The 18,632-nt window shown below is 58.0% G+C and carries 12 protein-coding genes; 6 read left to right on the top strand and 6 right to left on the bottom strand.

Translation table 11 applies throughout. From position 1 onward, the window contains the following. Positions 1 to 15: 15 nt before the first annotated feature. From NF676_RS05800 to NF676_RS05775, 6 genes are read right to left on the bottom strand one after another with little or no spacing between them, the layout of a single operon-like run. A complete protein-coding gene (locus NF676_RS05800; RefSeq protein ID WP_150636279.1) occupies positions 16 to 1,026 on the bottom strand; it encodes a chemotaxis response regulator protein-glutamate methylesterase in 1,011 nt (336 codons plus the stop codon). Continuing rightward, on the bottom strand, positions 1,023 to 3,293 hold the full coding sequence (locus NF676_RS05795) for a hybrid sensor histidine kinase/response regulator (protein WP_252887383.1): 2,271 nt from the start codon (positions 3,291 to 3,293) through the stop codon (positions 1,023 to 1,025). Before NF676_RS05795 ends, NF676_RS05800 begins: the two co-directional genes overlap by 4 nt. Beyond that, entirely contained in the window at positions 3,290 to 3,973 is a 684-nt protein-coding gene (locus tag NF676_RS05790) for a chemotaxis protein CheW (RefSeq protein ID WP_252877506.1), read from the bottom strand. Before NF676_RS05790 ends, NF676_RS05795 begins: the two co-directional genes overlap by 4 nt. After that, complete coding sequence (locus tag NF676_RS05785; RefSeq protein ID WP_252887382.1) at positions 3,970 to 5,244, bottom strand: CheR family methyltransferase; 1,275 nt, start codon at positions 5,242 to 5,244, stop codon at positions 3,970 to 3,972. Before NF676_RS05785 ends, NF676_RS05790 begins: the two co-directional genes overlap by 4 nt. Then, positions 5,241 to 5,777 carry a chemotaxis protein CheW gene (locus tag NF676_RS05780; RefSeq protein ID WP_252887381.1) on the bottom strand — a complete coding sequence of 179 codons (537 nt, stop codon included), beginning with the start codon at positions 5,775 to 5,777 and terminating at the stop codon, positions 5,241 to 5,243. Before NF676_RS05780 ends, NF676_RS05785 begins: the two co-directional genes overlap by 4 nt. Beyond that, the gene (locus NF676_RS05775; protein ID WP_252887380.1) at positions 5,777 to 7,399 is read right to left on the bottom strand and encodes a methyl-accepting chemotaxis protein; all 1,623 of its coding nucleotides are present in this window, start codon (positions 7,397 to 7,399) and stop codon (positions 5,777 to 5,779) included. Before NF676_RS05775 ends, NF676_RS05780 begins: the two co-directional genes overlap by 1 nt. A 438-nt stretch (positions 7,400 to 7,837) precedes the next feature. Between NF676_RS05775 and NF676_RS05770 the strand changes: the two genes are divergently transcribed. From NF676_RS05770 to NF676_RS05745, 6 genes are all read left to right on the top strand, one after another. Beyond that, a complete protein-coding gene (locus tag NF676_RS05770; protein WP_007949952.1) occupies positions 7,838 to 8,353 on the top strand; it encodes an Hcp family type VI secretion system effector in 516 nt (171 codons plus the stop codon). 134 nt (positions 8,354 to 8,487) lie between these two features. Beyond that, positions 8,488 to 10,530 carry a type VI secretion system Vgr family protein gene (locus tag NF676_RS05765; RefSeq protein WP_252887379.1) on the top strand — a complete coding sequence of 681 codons (2,043 nt, stop codon included), beginning with the start codon at positions 8,488 to 8,490 and terminating at the stop codon, positions 10,528 to 10,530. Continuing rightward, positions 10,520 to 11,257: a DUF4123 domain-containing protein gene (locus NF676_RS05760; protein WP_056783139.1), complete on the top strand. Its 738-nt coding sequence runs from the start codon at positions 10,520 to 10,522 to the stop codon at positions 11,255 to 11,257. Before NF676_RS05765 ends, NF676_RS05760 begins: the two co-directional genes overlap by 11 nt. Beyond that, on the top strand, positions 11,257 to 16,032 hold the full coding sequence (locus NF676_RS05755; protein ID WP_252887378.1) for an RHS repeat-associated core domain-containing protein: 4,776 nt from the start codon (positions 11,257 to 11,259) through the stop codon (positions 16,030 to 16,032). Before NF676_RS05760 ends, NF676_RS05755 begins: the two co-directional genes overlap by 1 nt. Beyond that, positions 16,029 to 16,460 (top strand): HEAT repeat domain-containing protein, encoded by a 432-nt coding sequence (locus NF676_RS05750; protein ID WP_252887377.1) that lies wholly within the window; start codon positions 16,029 to 16,031, stop codon positions 16,458 to 16,460. The genes NF676_RS05755 and NF676_RS05750 overlap by 4 nt, the downstream gene beginning before the upstream one ends. Before the next feature lie 1,456 nt (positions 16,461 to 17,916). Further along, positions 17,917 to 18,348: a hypothetical protein gene (locus NF676_RS05745; RefSeq protein WP_056783135.1), complete on the top strand. Its 432-nt coding sequence runs from the start codon at positions 17,917 to 17,919 to the stop codon at positions 18,346 to 18,348. The last annotated feature ends 284 nt before the right edge of the window (positions 18,349 to 18,632 follow it).

Below are 18,632 nucleotides of genomic sequence, written 5' to 3'. Positions count from 1 at the left end.
TGCCGATCAACCTGTTCATTTGGGGAAAATCTCCAGCAATCGTGGCGCTATCTTTTCCAGCGGGCGGATTTCCACCGCGGCATCGATTGCCGCGGCAGCCTTGGGCATGCCGTACACCGCACTGCTGTGCTGATCCTGGGCGATGGTCAAATAGCCCTGCTGGCGCATGAGCTTAAGCCCTTGCGCGCCATCGCGCCCCATCCCGGTCAATAAAACCCCGACCGCGTCACCGTTCCAGTAACTGGCAACGCTCTCGAAAAACACGTCGATCGAGGGGCGATAGATCTCGTTGACCGGTTCGGCGGTGTAGGCCAGCGTGCCGTTTTTCAACAGGCGAATATGGTGATTGGTCCCGGCCAGCAGCACCGCGCCACTTTGCGGCGGCTCGCCTTCACGGGCCAGACGCACATCGAGGCCGCTGGCGCTGGCCAGCCATTCGGCCATGCCGGCGGCGAACACCTGATCGACATGCTGCACCAGCACGATCGCGGCGGAAAAATCCTTCGGCAGGCCTTTGAGCAACACTTCCAGCGCCGCCGGCCCACCCGCAGACGAACCGATCGCCACCAGCCGCTGACGTGACGGCGAACTGCGCGGCGAACTCGGCGCCGGGCGCGAACGCGGCGCCTTGTCGCCGATCAGCCAGCCGATGTTGAGGATCTTGCGCAACAACGGCGCCGCCGCTTCCTGGGCATTGCCGGCGCCAATGGCCGGCGTGTCGACCACGTCCAGCGCGCCGTGGCCCATGGCCTCGAACACGCGGTGCACGTTCTGCTGGCGGTCGACGGTGACGATGACGATCGCGCATGGGGTCTCGGCCATGATCCGCCGCGTGGCTTCGACGCCGTCCATGATCGGCATGATCAAGTCCATCAAAATCAGGTCCGGCGTTTGTTCGGCGCAGCGTTGCACCGCCTCGGCGCCGTTGCTGGCGACCCAGATCACCTGATGCGCCGGCTCGAACGCCAGCGCTCGGCGCAGGGCCTCCACCGCCAGGGGCATGTCATTGACGATTGCGATCCTCATGCCCGCGCTCCCCCGATGAGCTCGACCACTGCATCGAGCAGGGCGTCGTCATGAAAACTGGCTTTGGCCAGATAATAGTCGGCGCCGGCGTCCAGTCCACGGCGGCGGTCTTCTTCGCGATCCTTGTACGACACGACCATCACCGGCAACGATTGCAAACGGTTGTCGCGGCGCAGCAGCGTGACCAGCTCGATGCCGTCCATGCGCGGCATGTCGATGTCGGTGATCAGCAGATCGAAGTTCTCCGAACGCAGCGCATTCCAGCCATCCATGCCGTCCACCGCCACCGCGACGTCATAGCCGCGATTGAGCAGCAGTTTGCGTTGCAGCTCGCGCACGGTCAGCGAATCGTCGACCACCAGCACCCGTTTGCGCGCCGCTTCGGCAGTTTGATTGCCGTGGCGGGCAATGCGCTCCAGGCGCCCGGTATTGAGCAGCTTGTCCACCGAACGCAGCATGTCTTCGACATCGACGATCAGCACCACCGAACCATCATCGAGCAAGGCCCCGGCGGAAATATCCTGAACCTTGCCCAGACGCTCGTCCAGCGGCAACACCACCAGCGTGCGCTCACCCACGAAGCGCTCGACAGCCACCCCATAAATCGCCTCGCGCTCGCGGATCACCACGACTTTCAGGGTAGCGCCATCGTTCTGACTGGCCGGGCGATTGAGCAACTGGCTGGCCGCAACCAGCCCGACATGCTGGCCTTCGTGCCAGAAATGCTGGCGTCCTTCGACCTGCACGATGTCTTCGGGGGCCAGATCGCACATGCGTTCGATGTGCGCCAAGGGGAATGCGTAAGCCTCTTCGCCGACTTCCACCACGAGGCTGCGCACCACCGAAAGCGTCAACGGCACCTCCAGATGGAAACGGCTGCCCTCGCCCGCCGTCTGCTCCAGCACCACGGCCCCGCGCAACTGGCGGACCATATGCTGAACAGCGTCGAGGCCGACGCCACGCCCGGACACCTCGGTGACCTTGTCGCGCAGGCTGAAGCCCGGCAGAAACAGGAACGTGAGCAGTTCCTCTTCGCTCAACTGCGCTGCGGTTTCGGCTGGGGATAACTGCCGTTCGACGATGCTGCGGCGGACTTTCTCCAGATCGACGCCACCGCCGTCATCGCTGAGTTCCAACACCAGCAAACCGGCTTGGTGGGAGGCGCGCAGGCGAATCAGGCCCTCTTCCGGCTTGCCCTTGAGCAGGCGTTGTTCCGGGGATTCGATGCCGTGATCGACAGCGTTGCGCAGCAAGTGAGTCAGCGGCGCTTCGAGCTTTTCCAGCACGTCGCGATCGACCTGGGTTTTCTCGCCTTCGATCTCCAGGCGCACTTGTTTGCCAAGACTGCGTCCGAGATCGCGAACCATGCGCGCCTGCCCGCTGAGCACGTCGGCGAACGGGCGCATACGACAGGCCAGCGCGGTGTCATAGAGCACTTGTGCACGCTGGCTGGCCTGCCAGGCGAACTCGTCGAGTTCGGCGTTCTTCTCGCTGAGCAATTGCTGCGACTCGGCGAGCAAACGTCGCGCATCTTCCAGCGACTCGAGCGCTTCCAGGCTCAGTGCATGCTCCTTCAGGTGCACATTGAGATTTTCCAGCGCGCGCAGGCCGTTGTTCTGCATGCGCTTGAGGCGCTGCATGGTCGCCAGATGCGGCTTGAGACGCTGGGTTTCCACCAGCGATTTGCTCGATAGATCGAGCAGGCTGTTCAGGCGTTCGGCAGTGACGCGCAAAACGCGCTCGCCGCCTTCGGTGGTGCGTTTGTTTTTGCGCGGAGTCGGCTCGGCGGGCTCGTCCATGATCGGCGCTGTCGCCGTTGGCGCAGGCTCGATCTGCAACTCGGCCATTGACGGCGTGGCAACCACAGCGGCTGGCGCCGAAGGATCGAGCAGACGCCCCATCAGCGTCACGTAGGCTTCAATGTCCGTGGGTTGCGGCGCATTGGCCGGCGTGGCGATGCGCATCAGCAGGTCGGTGCCCTGCAACAACGCGTCGATGTGTTCGGGACGCAGCAACAAACGCCCTTCCTGCGCGCTGACCAGGCAATCCTCCATGACGTGGGCGACGCTGACGCCGCTGTCGATGCCAACAATGCGCGCCGCACCTTTGAGCGAGTGCGCCGCACGCATGCACGACTCCAGCTGATCGGCCTGGGTCGGATTGCGCTCCAGCGCCAACAGCCCGGCGCTGAGCACTTGGGTCTGGGCTTCGGCTTCGAGACTGAACAGCTCGAGCAGAGAGGCGTCGCGCATTTGCTCGGGGGTCATGTCAGGCTCCGGGTCACGGCGGACAACAGCTGTTCTTCATCCAGCCAGCGCAGGCTGCGACCGCGATATTGCAGAACGCCACGGGTGTACTTGGCACTGTTCTGCGCACCGGACTGCGACGCGGCGTCGAGGATGCGCTCGTCGATGGCATGAATGCCGTCGACCTCGTCGACCGGCACCACCACCGGCCCGCCGTGCGCGGCGATGATCAGCATGCGCGGCATGATTCGCCCGCCGCTGACCGGCGCAACGCTGGCGCCGAGGTCGAGCAGTTCCACCAGCGACAGGCACGCGACCAGTGCGCCACGGACATTGGCCACGCCGAGCAAGGCCCGCGAGCGCTGGTGCGGCAGCGAATGTATCGCCTGCAACGGCGCAACTTCGACAAGCGTGCGCGTGGCCAGTCCGAGCCATTCCTCGCCGAGGCGGAACATCAGCAGCGAGCGGGTCTTGACGTCGGTTTCGACTTTGCTGACCACTGCTTCGCGCTGGTTCTGCTGCAACGAATAACGGTCGAGCAGGCGTGTGGCGGCGGCGGAATACACCGAGCAGTTGCGGCAATGAATGTGCTCTTCCAGCAACGGGCAGGACTTGTCGCCATGAATGCCGATGCGGTTCCAGCAATCGTCGATGGCGCGGGCGTCTTCGTGGGTAACGTTCAAGGTGTCGGACGCGCTCATCGTTTACGCTCACTGTCGGCGGTGCGCCCGCTGCGGGCGGCGCGTTCCTGCAATCGTCGGGCACCCGCCGTGTCGCCCTGAGCCTGCAGCAACGCGGCCAGGTGCATCAGCGCTTCGGGATGTTGCGGTTCGAGGTACAAGGCCTTGCGGTAATACCCCTGGGCTTCGAGGCTCAGCCCGGCGACATCGCTGAGCAGGCCCAGCCAATAGAACACCTGCGCCACGGGTTCATGGCTGCACAGATAGTGTTCGCACGCGGCGCGGGCCTCGGCGCTTTTGCCTTCGTTGGCCAGTGCAGCAATCTGCGCCAGCAGTGTTGCGGCGTCCGGGTCGGCAGTTTTTTTCGTCACCGGCAAAGCCGTCACGGCAGCGAACGGCCGATTGCGCACTGGCGCTGGCGGCGGCGCGCTGCGCAGTGGTTGGCTGACCGGCACGGCGACCGGTTTGGGCGTCGGCAGCGGTTCGGGGTGCGGCTCGCTATGGCGGCTGAAAGCGAACGACTGCGGGATGCCGATCGAGCGCATGCCCAAGCGCCCGAGCAGACTGCCCTCCGCCGGGCCGATAAACAGCACGCCGTCGACGTGGGTCAGGCGCTTGAGCACTTCGAACACCTGCTTTTGCGTCGGCTGGTCGAAATAGATCAGCAGGTTGCGGCAGAACACGAAATCGAAGGCTGGCTCGCTCGCCAACAGCGTCGGATCGAGGACATTGCCGACCTGCCAGCGCACTTGTTCGCGAACGTATTCGTTGACCCGGTGGCCGTCCTGCTCAGGCATGAAATGCCGGTCGCGAAACTGCAGATCCTGCCCGCGAAAGGAGTTCTTGCCGTAAACAGCGCGGCGCGCCTTGTCCACCGACAACGGGCTGATGTCCATGCCGTCGACCTTGAATTGATGCGGCTGCAATCCGGCATCAAGCAAGGCCATGGCAATCGAGTAGGGTTCTTCGCCGGTCGAGCACGGCAGGCTCAGAATTCGCAGCGCGCGCATATTATTGAGTTCTTTAAGCCGACCTCGCGCCAGTTTGCCCAGCGTCGCGAAAGATTCCGGATAACGGAAAAACCACGTTTCCGGAACGATCACCGCTTCGATCAGCGCCTGCTGCTCGTCCCGCGAGCCTTGCAACAGCTGCCAATATTCGTCGGCGTGGGCGGCCTGGGACAGGGTCGTGCGCTGGCGCACGGCACGCTCGATGATCGCCGCGCCCACCGACGCAACATCAAGGCCGATGCGTTCCTTGAGGAAATCGAAAAAGCGCTGCTCACTGCTCATGGCTGCGCCTCAAGCTGCGCCGGATCACGCGGCGGATCGGGGAACAGCAAACCGCGCACGGCATCATCGAGCAAGTCATTGACCCGCACCCATTGCAGCAATCCCTGCGCATCTTCGCGCACCGGGCCGAGGTACGGCGCCTCACGGTTGTCGAGGCCGTAGGGCTGGAAATCTTGCGGATGACAGCGCAGCGTGTCGGTGGCCTGCTCGAGAATCAGCCCGAGCCATTGCGCTGCTTGCGATTGATCCGGCTGATAATTGACCAGCACCAGCCGCGTGCTGGTGCGCGCCTCGGCGGGCTGACCGAAAGTGAGCGCGCTGAGGTCGATCACCGGCACCACCGCCCTGCGATAGGCGAACACCCCGGCCACCCAATGCGGTGCCCGGGCAATCGGTTTCAACGGCAGGCGCGGCAGCACTTCGGCCACTTCCGTGGCGCGCAGGGCATAGCGTTCGCTGCCGATGCGAAACAGCAGAAACAGCGCCTGCTTCGCCACTGGCGCTCCGCCACGTTTGGCGATGATCTCGCTCATCAGACTTTGAATCGCGAAACGCCGCTGCGCAGGCCGACGGCCACCTGACTCAGTTCGTCGATGGCGAAACTGGCCTGACGCAGCGATTCGACGGTCTGGCTGCTGGCATCGCCCAACTGCACCAGCGCATGGTTGATCTGCTCGGCGCCAGTGGCCTGGGCCTGCATGCCTTCGTTGACCATCAGCACGCGCGGCGCCAGCGCCTGCACCTGATGGATGATCTGCGACAGCTGCTCGCCGACCTGCTGCACTTCCGACATGCCGCGGCGCACTTCTTCGGAAAACTTGTCCATGCCCATCACCCCGGCCGACACCGCCGACTGGATCTCGCGAACCATCTGTTCGATGTCGTAGGTGGCCACGGCGGTCTGATCGGCCAGACGCCGGACTTCGGTGGCGACCACGGCAAAACCGCGACCGTACTCGCCGGCCTTCTCGGCTTCGATCGCTGCGTTGAGCGACAGCAGGTTGGTCTGGTCAGCCACTTTGACGATGGTCACCACCACCTGATTGATGTTGCCGGCCTTCTCGTTGAGGATCGCCAGTTTGGCGTTGACCAGATCCGCCGCGCCCATGACCGAGTGCATGGTGTCTTCCATGCGCGCCAGGCCTTGCTGGCCGGAGCCGGCGAGCACCGAGGCCTGATCGGCAGCGGTCGACACTTCGGTCATGGTGCGCACCAGATCCCGCGAAGTCGCGGCGATCTCACGGGAGGTTGCGCCGATTTCGGTGGTGGTCGCTGCGGTTTCGGTGGCGGTGGCCTGTTGCTGCTTGGAAGTGGCGGCGATCTCGGTCACCGAGGTGGTCACCTGCACCGAGGAGCGCTGGGCCTGGGACACCAGCGACGTCAGCTCGGTCATCATGTCGTTGAAGCCGGTTTCGACCGCGCCGAATTCGTCCTTGCGATCGAGGTTCAGGCGCGAGCTCAGATCACCGGTGCGCATGATGTCGAGGATGGTCACGATGCGGTTCATCGGCGCCATGATCGCGCGCATCAACAGCAGACCGCAGAGGCCGGCAACCAGTACCGCGACCAGCAGGGAAATGACCATGCTGACTTTGGCCGTTGCGACCGCATCGTCGATGTTGGCCATGGCGTTATCAGCGACGACTTTGTTTTCGCCAATGATGTCGTTGAGTTTCATACGCCCGGTGTACCACGCCGGGGTCAGTTTCTCGTTGAACAGCTTGATGGCATCGGCTTCCAGATTGCGCTTGTGCAGGTCCAGCACGGCATCCTGAATCTGCATGTAGGTATCGTGGTACTTCTCGAACAGGGCGAATTCGGAACGGTCTTCATCCGTGGCCATGGTCTTGCGATAGTTGGCCATCTGCTCTTGCAGACGCGCCTCGAATGCCTTGTAGTCCGCTGCGTCTTCGCTGGAAACGCCCTGGCCTTCCTTGAGGCCGAGCAGCTCCTGGGTCTGCAAATAACTGTCGACCCAAGCGCCGCGAATCATCGAGCTGTAATAGACGCCGGGAATGGCATCGTCGCGCACGCTGTTTTCACTGGCCTCGATTTTCAACAACCGCGAGTAGGACAGCACCACCATCAACAGCATGATGGCGATAATCACCGCAAAGCTCGCCAAAATGCGTTGGCGCAACGTCCAGTTCTTCACAGTGAATCCTCGTGCCTGATCGAAATGCGGGGAGTATAGCCGAGGGCGGTGTTTCATTTATAAGACGCTTTCGCTGGCAGCACTGTCCTTGTGGGAGCAAGCCTGCTCGCGAAGGCCACACCGCAGTCCCGGCAAATACCCAACTGCGCAAGAAGTTGCGCAGTTGGTCGTAATATTTCAGGGCCTAAATCCTCTGCAGCTCAAGCGGCGCAAGGCCTGCAGCCAAGTGCGCAAGAAGTTGCGCAGTACTGCGCAACTTCTTGCGCACTTTCTCCCGACTTTCCCGCTGAAAATCGCCCCGAATGATCACCGACTACCGTGGCGCCCCCGCCATCCGGGCACCGCGCAAAACCTGGCACGCTCCTTGATAACTCTCAGCCACCCACCGGGCGATTTCGCCTCCGGGCACCCTAACTTTATCCGCAAGGAGAGCACCCCATGGCAACACCAGCGTACATGTCGGTTACCGGCGAAAAACAAGGCCTGATCACTGCCGGCGCTTTCACCGCCGACTCCGTTGGCAACACCTACCAGGAAGGCCACGAAGACCAGGTCATGGTTCAGGCTTTCACCCACGACGTGATCATCCCGCGTGACCCGCAATCCGGTCAGCCAACCGGTCAGCGCGTACACAAGCCAGTTGTGATCACCAAGGTCTACGACAAGGCTTCGCCACTGCTGCAAGCAGCTCTGACTTCCGGCGAGCGCATGAGCGAAATCGTTATCCAGTGGTACCGCACTTCGGCTCAAGGCACCCAAGAGCACTACTACACCACCAAACTGGAAGACGCGATCATCGTCGCCATCAACAACAAAATGCACAACTGCCAGGATCCAGGCAACGCGCACTTCACCCACCTGGAAGAAGTGCAGTTCACCTACCGCAAAATCACCTGGACCCACGAAGTATCCGGTACTTCGGGTTCCGATGACTGGCGTGCTCCAGTCGTTTAATTACGGCTGACCGTTACACGCATCGGCCAGCTCTGCTGGTCGATGTTGTTTACGCCCCTCCAGAATTTCGCGTACGTTGAGCCGCTTTTTTGCGGCCGTCGACGAGCGCCGCTGTACAGCACGAGGAACAAGGGATGTTCGCGCCGGCCAATGAAACCCACTTTGCCCTGACCATCGAAGGGCTTTCCGCCGACTTTCAGGTGTTTACCCTCACCGGCCGGGAAGCCATCAGCCAGCCTTTTGTCTTTGAGGTGGAGCTGGTCAGTGAGCAGCCGTCGCTGGACCTCGAAACCCTGCTGCACAAACCGGCCTTCCTGCAGCTGTCGCCTGACGGCAGCGGCATCCATGGCCAGATCTACCGCGCCGCGCAAGGTGACTCGGGCAAACGCCTGACCCGTTATTCGGTGACGCTGCGTCCGCAACTGGCGTATCTGGCGCACCGCATCAACCAGCGCATCTTCCAGAACCTCAGCGTGCCGAAAATCATCGGCATGGTGCTGGAAGAGCACGGCATCCAGAGCAACGCCTACGAATTCAAGACCGGTTCGATCTATCCTGAACGCATCTACTGCGTGCAATACGACGAGTCGGATCTGCATTTCATCCAGCGCCTGTGCGAAGAAGAAGGCATTCACTTCCACTTCCAGCACAGCGCCAACGCGCACAAGCTCGTTTTCGGCGATGACCAGACGGTGTTTCCAAAACTCGCCCCCGTGCCCTATCAGCAAGACTCCGGCATGGTCGCCAGCAACCCGGTGATCAAGCGTTTCGACCTGCGCCTGGAAACCCGCACCAGCCGCACCACCCGCCGCGACTACGACTTCGAAAAACCGCGCCTGACCCTGGAAAGCGAAAACCGTGGCGACGCCCTGCCCGACCTTGAAGACTACGATTACCCGGGGCGCTTCATCGACCGCGAGCGCGGCAAACATTTGGCCAAACGCGCCCTCGAACGCCATCGCAGCGACTTCCAGCTCGCCGAAGGCAAGAGTGATCAGCCACTGCTGGTCAGCGGCCACTTTCTCGCCCTGACCGAACACCCGAAAGCCAAGTGGAACGACCTGTGGCTGCTCACCGAAGTGCTGCATGAAGGCAAGCAGCCGCAGGTGCTCGAAGAGTCGGTGACCAGCGACACCACGGCGCTGAAAGACGATTTCCACCAGGGCTACCGCAACCGCTTCCAGGCCACGCCGTGGGACGTGCCCAACCGCCCGCCGCTACGCCATCCGAAACCGCGCATCCTCGGCAGCCAGAGCGCCGTGGTCACCGGCCCGAAAGGTGAAGAAATCCACTGCGACGAGTACGGCCGGGTCAAAGTCCAGTTTCACTGGGACCGCGAAGGCCAGGCCGACGACAAGACCAGTTGCTGGCTGCGCGTCTCCAGCGCCTGGGCCGGCGCCCAGTATGGCGGCATCGCCATCCCGCGCATTGGCATGGAAGTGCTGGTCACGTTCCTTGAAGGTGACCCCGATCAACCGCTGATCAGCGGCTGCCTGTACCACAAGGAAAACACCGTCCCCTATCCACTGCCGGCGAACAAGACCCGCAGCACCTTCAAGACCCTGAGCTCCATGGGCGGTGGCGGCTACAACGAACTGCGCATCGAAGACAAAAAAGGCCAGGAACAAATCTACCTGCACGCCCAGCGCGACTGGGACGAAAACATCGAGCACGACCAGAAAATCCGCGTCGGCAACGAACGACACGACACCGTCGAAAAGAACAGCTACACCGAGCTCAAAGCCGAAGAACACCACACCGTCTACGCCGACCGCAAAGTCGAGGCGCGCGCTAACGATCATCTGACCGTGGGCGTCAATCAGCACATCAAGATCGGCACCGGCCAGTTCATCGACGCAGGCCAGGAAATCCACCTGAGCAGCGGCATGAAAGTGGTGATGGAAGCTGGTGCAGAGCTGACCTTGGTCGGCGGCGGCAGCTTTATCAAGATTGATGCTGGTGGCGTGACCATGAGCGGGCCGGTGATCAACATGAACTCCGGCGGCAGCCCGGGCGTTGGCACGGGCGCCGCGCCGTTGATGCCCGGCGTGCTGAAACAGGCGGATGCCGACAAGGCTGGCCAAGTCCTGACCCCGGCGCAGATCAACACCCTAAAACGTAACGCGCCGTTCTGTGAAGAATGCGAAAAATGCAAGGCAGGTGCCTGTGCCATCTGAACGAATCACCCCCAAAGACTGGCTGGCGCAACAGCCGCTGCAAAGCGGCGAGCGCTTGTATCTGGTCGTCAGCGCGGCCAGCGATGCCGACGCCCTGAAAACCCTGTACCTCACCGAACCCACCGCCCAGCTCATCCCGATCTGGGGCGGCACGCCCTACTCCACCTGGCAACCGGTGATGCCCTACCTCACCGAACTCAAAGCCAACTCCGCCTTCCTGCCATGGATCGCCGAAACCGACGCCCTCGACTGGGGCTGGCTGGCCGTATCGCGCTCAGAGCCAAACGAAGTGTTCGAACATCTGCGCAGCCTGACGCAGGTGAAAATGCCGGATGGCACCGAGGTGTTTTTCCGGTTTTGGGATGGCCGGCATATTTATCCGATTCTGCGGGGGCTTGGGGAGAAGGCTGGAGAAGTGCTGCCGGTGTTTGAGCGGTATCTGATCAATGGGCAGGCGCTGGAAGTCGGCACGCGGGTGGTGCCGAAGGTCAAGGACTGGCCGTGGTGGGAGGTGCCGAAGGGGTTGTTGGAAGGGTTGAGCAAGGACAATCCGGCGACGCTGGTCAGCAACCTGATGCAATGGCTGGAAGAAGACCGCCCGGACCTCTACACCGCATGGCCCGAGAACAATCTGAAGCTGAAAATCACCCGCTTCGTGCGCCGCCCGGATGCGCCGCAAAATCTTAAAGAAGCATTGATAAACCACCTGATTCTGGAGCAAGGCTGATGGATCGCGTTGCCTTTGTTGACAACCAACTGAACACCTTCAAGGACAGTCTGAAGCTGTATCAGGAACAAACCAAAACCTGGTATGCACAGGCCCTCGACAAGGGTAGCCGTGCCGCTGACATGCCGTCTTTGCTGGGTATGGAGCGTGTCATCAAGGTGGGCAACACCAGTAAAGCGGTGAGCATGACCGACGGTAACTTCACCTCGAACGTGGCTCAATGTCCGCTCAAGGGTCCGTTGCTGATCGAGAGCAAATTCGAATCGGTTTACGACATTCCCGTCGGCGATATCGAAGTCGAAATCGTGGCCGTGGACGGTGGTGCTGTCAGCAAGGTCAAACTCGACGCCCAAGGCAAAGCCGCATGGACCGGCGGTGTGCCCGGCAAGTTCTACACGATTCGCGTCCATAACGAAGTGACCCCGGCGCAGATCGACGCCCTCTTCAGTTCTTACAGCGGCGTGACTGCGGACCTTGAAGGTTTCCTGCGCAAGGAATGGGCCGGCTTCAAACCGCAATGGTCGAATCTTTCGACCTCCGGCACAGCCATGGCCATCGGCAACGGCATTCTTGAAGGTGGCTGGGAAGCGATCAAGGGCGTATGGGACGGCATCAGTCTCGTGCTCGACATCCTTCAGGACCCAGGAAAGTTTGCGAAGGATCTCGGCGCTGGCGCAGACGAGCTGATCAAAGTCGCCAAGAGCTCGCCGGACATCATGAAAAAGGCCATGTTGCTGGCCAGCGACGAGGCGGCTTTGTTTTTGCTGGTGCGCAGTGCGGTGATCTGGCTCGCGGGCTTGCCGCCGATGAAGATGGCGGGCGACGTAGCGAAGATGACCACGGCCATTGTCGTAGGCATTGCGATCGACATCGTGATCGGCGTGGTATTGACCATCGCGGCCGAAGGTACCGGCGTCATCTACCTTGCGGCCCGACTGAAGAAGTACGGAGAACTTGTCATCAAGGCTGTGATCGGCTTCGTGAAGTCGGTGTTCAAGATCATCAACGGTTTTATGGAGTATGTCGCCAAGTACACCGCTGTGGCGGCCCGAGGGATAACGGCAAAGGTCAGAAACGGGATTTCCGAGTTGCGTTTTGATGGCAAGAAAAACGCCAGACTTGCTGACGGTAAAGTCGCTGATGACGTATCGAACCAGGCGACGAATCCCGCCGAAAAGAGCGCAGAACCTGCTGCAAAGACTTGCACTAACGGGTGCCCTGTTTCGATGGTCACTGGCGAAGAGTTATTGACGTTAACTGACGGCCAACTCGACGGCCTGCTGCCATTCGAATGGACCCGCCTCTATCGCACCAGCGCTGTGGAAATCGACTGCGGTCTCGGCTATGGCTGGAGCCACGCGCTCGCCCACCGCATCGAGATCAATGGCGATGAAGTCATCTGGACCGATCAGGAAAACCGCTCCACCGTTTTCCCACTTCCGAGCGAGCAGCGTCCCGCCATCACCAACAGCCTATCGCACGCGGCCATTTTTCTAGGTGACGATCCATCCGAGCTGATTCTCGCGCAGGCTGGCAAGCGACCATCGTTCTATCACTTCCGCTTCGACAGCAAAGGCGCGACCCTGATCGCCATCAGCGATAGCTATGGCAACCGCTTGCACGTTACTCGCGACATCCATGGGCGCATCAAACGTCTCGACAACGGTGCCGGCCGCGCCCTGCTTCTGCGCTACGACCGCAAGCACATCATCGCCGTCGATTATCAGCAGTTTCTGCCCGCCGATAATCTGGAAGACGTCTGGAATACCGTGCAGACGTTGGTCACCTATAGCTACGACGCGCAACATCGCCTGATCGAGGCGAAAAACGCGGCGGGCGAAGCCGAGCGTTATCGCTACAACGAGCAGCACGTCATTCTCGAGCGGCAATTGGCAGGCGGCGCGGCGTTCTATTGGGAATGGGAAAACGAAGGCAAACTGTCTCGCTGCACTCGTCACTGGGCCAACTTTTCGCAGATGGAAGCGCAGTACGTCTGGGACGACAAAGGCAGCGTCACCGTAACCAACGCCGATGGCAGCGAAGAGGTCTATACCCACGACGATCAGGCCCGATTGATCAGCAAGATCGATCCGGATGGTGCCGAGCATCTCAAGGCCTACAACGACAAAGGCCAATTGATCGCCGAAAAGGATCCGCTGGGCGCAGTCACTGAATATCGCTATGACGATAATGGTTTGATGACCGCGGTCATCCCGCCGGAAGACGAAGCCACCACTTACGAGTACATCAATGGTTTCGTCAGCGACGTTCGTCGCGGCAAAGCCAGTTGGAAGTATCAACGCAACCGACAAGGTGATGTCACTGCGCAGATTGACCCGGACGGCAATGCCAGCCATTACAGCTATGACCCGCAGGGTCGTCTGTTGGAAATCCGTCACCCGGACGGCAGCCGTCATCAACTCGGTTGGAACAATCTCGGTCAACTGCTTGAAGAACGTCTTCCCGACGGCGGTCAGCGCAAGTACCGTTACGATGCACTAGGCAGGCAGATCACTCGCCAGGAAGAGTCCGGCGCGATCACTCATTACCAATGGGATGCTGCCAATCGCCTTGCCCAAGTTACGCTGCCCGGCGGCGCCACTCGCGCATTCAGCTACAACGCCTACGGCAATGTCACTGCTGAACGTGACGAACTTGGCCGTATCACCCGCTATGAATATGCCGACAATCTTCACCTCGTCAGCCGCCGAATCAATCCCGACGGCAGCCAACTGCGCTACCGCTACGACAACTCGCGTCTGTTGCTCACTGAAATTGAAAACGAGCGCGGCGAGCACTATCACCTTGATTACTACGCCAACGGCCTGATTCAACAGGAAACCGGCTTCGATGGTCGTCGGACTGGCTACGAGTACGACCTCAACGGCCAACTGCTGAAGAAAACCGAGTTCGGCGACGACGGCAGCGAACTGGTCACCGAATATCAGCGTGATGCCGCAGGCCGGTTGCTTGTAAAAACGCTGCCCGACGGCGAAGAGATTTACTACAGCTACGACGCGCTTGGCCGCCTCGTTAACGTTGACGACGGCCACTGGCCGCTCGCCTACAAATACGACCTGCAAGACCGACTCATCGAGGAGCACCAAGGCTGGGGCACTCTGCGCTACGAATACGATAGCGTCGGCCAGCTCAAGCACTGCCGCTTGCCCGATGGCAGCAAACTCGATTACCGCCACCAGCCTGGCGGGCAACTCACCAGCATCGACCTCAACGGTTCTCGCCTGACCTCTCATCAGTTCAACGCTGGTCGAGAGCAACAGCGCCAACAAGGTCTGCTGCTTAGCCAATACCAATACGATGAACAGGGACGTCTGCAAGCGCACAGCGTTAGCCAACGGGACAAGCACCTGTTCCAGCGTCGCTACAACTACGACGCCAACGGCAACCTCGCCGGAATCGACGACAGCCGCAAAGGCAACCGCAGCTATCACTACGATCCACTGGATCGCCTGATCAGCGTACGCGGCGCCATACCAGAGAGCTTCGCCCATGACCCGGCAGGCAACCTCCTCGGCCAGAATGACCTGCCCGCAGCCAACCTCGCCAACGTCAAAGGCAACCGCCTGCTGATACAAGGCGACCGCCATTACGATTACGACGCCTACGGCAACCTGATCCGCGAACGTCGCGGCACCGGCCAAAAGCTCGTCACCGAATACCGCTACGACTGCCAGCATCGCCTGATCGGCGTCAGCCTGCCGGGTGGCAGCACCGCAAGCTACAAATACGACGCTTTTGGCCGCCGCATCGAGAAAACCGTCGACAGCCATACCACTGAATTTCTATGGCAAGGCGAACGATTGATCGCCGAAAGCGCAGAAAACCGTTACCGCAGCTACATCTACGAACCGGGCAGCTTCCGCCCGTTGGCAATGCTCGACGGCGAAGGCCCGCTAAAAGCGGCCCCGTTCTACTACCAACTCGACCACCTCGGCACGCCGCAGGAACTGACCGACTACAGCGGCGAGATCATGTGGTCGGCGAAGTACCGCGCCTATGGCAACCTCGCCGCGCTGGACGTCAACGAAATCGATAACCCGCTGCGTTTTCAGGGTCAGTATTTCGACGCCGAGACAGGCTTACATTACAACCGCCACCGCTACTACAATCCGGGAACTGGACGGTTCTTGACGCCTGATCCGATCAAGCTTGCGGGTGGTTTGAATAGCTACCAATACGTGCCTAACCCTACGGGGTGGGTGGATCCTCTAGGATTGAATACATGTCCCGGAGCCGGAGATAAAGATTCATCAGGTAACCGAACTGACCAAGAAGAAAAAAAATCGAAAGTTGATGACGGCAGCCCCGAAGCGCCATATACCGGACCGATCCCCAAGGCAATGCAGAACAAAATACTGTATGGCACACGGAGCCCCGGCCATAACAAACCAGTAGGCGGTCATTCGGCGCAGGTTATGAACTCTCCAAAATATCAGTACGATATTGTCAGCACTAACAAGGACGGAACTACCAGCGTTAAAAATTTTAAAATGATTTTAGAGCGTAAGGATGGAACCATCGGCTGGTCTGCAGCAAAGTCTCCAAATAGACATACATTTGCGCCGAAATCTTGGAGTGACGCGAAAATCTTGAGAGTTACTGATGAGGTAGCAGCAGAGCCAGGCAGAGTGTTACGGAACGATCCAGGCGCGGTAGTGACCGAACACACCAAAATCGTGGACGGAGTTCAATGGCAGGTTATTAAAGAAAACGATGTCATCACTTCTTCATACCCTACGGGAGCAACACCATGACGACTGGCAATGAAGAAAATCTATATAAAAAGCTCTGCTCATGGATAGGTGAATCTGAAGATTCACCATGGACTGAATACAGCACCGAGCTAGTTGCTAAAACGGTACTCATAGACTTCAGTGATAAGGACTGGGAAGTCCTAAAAAAAGCAATACTCAAAATGCCGGAATTTTGGCAACAAAGATGCGCCGTTTCACTTGGAGAAAATCGTACCACCCAAGCCATAGAAATTTTAAAGACTCTACTTTCAAAATCGGGATATAAAGACGTTAAAATTATTTCTATTTACGAGCTCGACTGGGCCGAAGTACCGATTGAAAAAAAATACTCTCACCATGTAAAGCAGATAATAGATACCACACCAAAAAGTGAAATAGAACCAGAAATATATAGTTTACTTGCGAAAGCAGAATCATCAGAAATATAATAGCTAAGCCCACCAAATCTTGTATAAGCGAACTTTTAAAATATTACCGACAAACGCCCAACGCCACTTACCAAAAAGGCGCCAATAAAGAACCAACAATTAATTAAGACAGCCTATAATCAATCGGCAATCAAAAAAGCAAAATGAATATCTACATTGACATTACAGATATTTTGGTGCAATCGATTACGACAATGCAGGCGGAATTATATCCTACATGAATATCCCTCCCACTGAAAACATAAAGGAAAAATTCCAAGTAGAAATCTTCAATTTTGTTCTCAACCTATTAGATTAGCCAATAACGTCTTCAATAGAAAGCCAAGACTTAAACTTTCTAGAAAACATGGACGAGGATGGCTTCCTAATAATCAAAAAAGCAGCCGTTACATTTGAAAAAATAAAAGGTCACGAAAAACTGGTAAGAGTCTTAGATCAAGGGAAAGACTACTTATTACATGAAATTTACAGACCCAAACTGGAAAATAAAGACAAGATCTATGACATTGGAGGTAGATCATTCACATCACCTCAACTCCTAATCAATCTTGCGATTATTTCACCCCAAAAGATAACTCTTGACTTCTCCGCTTCCGATCATGTCTACATAGCAACATACCATAAACTTCGAAACGTGGCAGAAACTCTAAATTTACAGGCGAAACGCACGCAACCGCCAATTGAAGGAATATTCGAAGTGAATTACAGCAACATGCATACCATAAGCGTCTTTGATGCCGGCTATCGATTTTTCAAAACATAGGAAGTGTCGACACAAGATTTTCGATGCTTGCCCTTTCTCAGTGCAGCTTTTTTACAAATGAAACGCCGCGAGTCACCTGGCACATCTAATCTGCTCAGCGTACCACGCGCGCGTATACCAACAACTGACGATCGCGTAACTCCCGAATAGAGCGAACTCGGCAGTACTACCCGCTACGAATGCACCGACAACCTGGACGTGAACAGCAAAAATCACGACGAGCACAACTACTGGCCTGGAACAAATAATAGACATCGGATGGCATCTATTATTTAGCAAAAATGGCACTTTTAGAATTTCATTAATTGCAAATCAAGCTTGGAGAATTTCCAATATTCACCGACACCGCCAAAACTTGGAGCGGCCTTGAAAAAACTTTAGACCACACACTACATAAAGTTAAACAAATCTGATGCAGCCTTTACAAATCTGAAGTATACGGGGAAAGCAGTGGACCTGACATTGGCTAATACATAGGATGTGGCGGCGCCACTCTCTCAGCAAAAAAATGTTTAAGCAACACCCTAAGCTAAAGCAGTCTGCGTTCGATGCCGATGCCGATGCCGATGCCGATGCCGATGCCGATGCCGATGCGATTGTTTTGGGAAAGGCCTCAGACTTGTAGTGCAAGGGGAGTTTTCTTTCGGGTAAAAAAATCTCGACAACCAAACCTATAACAGCGAAAGCAAAACCATGATATTTAAGTGCTCGGGCAACGCAGTCAATCCAAATACCGTATCTTATAGAAGCTTGGGATTCGGAGAGGCGGTTACGATCAAGACTCAGCCCTACATACTGCAAATCAAACCCGGCGACTTTCCAAGAAAGTTTGAAATTATTGCAGATACGTTTATTTCGGAATGCAGGATTGACGATACCGTGCAAGGCTATGCGGACATCCCCGAGCTTGCGACAGTTGATTACCCGACTTTCAATGAACTTCTGAACACCCATCCAAACCTAGCAGCAAGTTTGATCGAAGATCATCTTTACTTCGAACTCTTCTATCATCTTTTTCAAAACCCAACCAACCCACAATTGGTTATCAACAACATCAACAGCGTATATACAGAGAAAGATTCAATAATAATCACGGGAGACACATACCCATTCAAATACTTCTAGCAGAAGGAAACTTGCTCGACGGCAGGCCCGCCGACTCAGACCTCAATGGTCGACTGTTAAATAACACTGATCTGGCGACGACGTCAGTGCGCTAATCACCGATTGCTAGTGATCTATTTGCCAGCTCTATTACCCGGTCAGTGCCAAAAGTATGTACAGAGCCAGCGGCATGCGCAGTGTCCGCTATCGGGACAAAGATCGATTCAACGCCGTTACGGAAACTACTGAAACGCAGGAAGTCTAGCTAACGTAAAAGGGCAACCGCCTGCTGATGCCGGGCGATC

It is taken from the genome of Pseudomonas siliginis (genome assembly GCF_024072275.1).
In the GTDB taxonomy this organism is placed as follows: domain Bacteria; phylum Pseudomonadota; class Gammaproteobacteria; order Pseudomonadales; family Pseudomonadaceae; genus Aquipseudomonas; species Aquipseudomonas siliginis.
The sequence above is the reverse complement of the archived record's forward strand: the minus strand, read 5'-3'. Positions and strand labels throughout refer to the sequence as shown.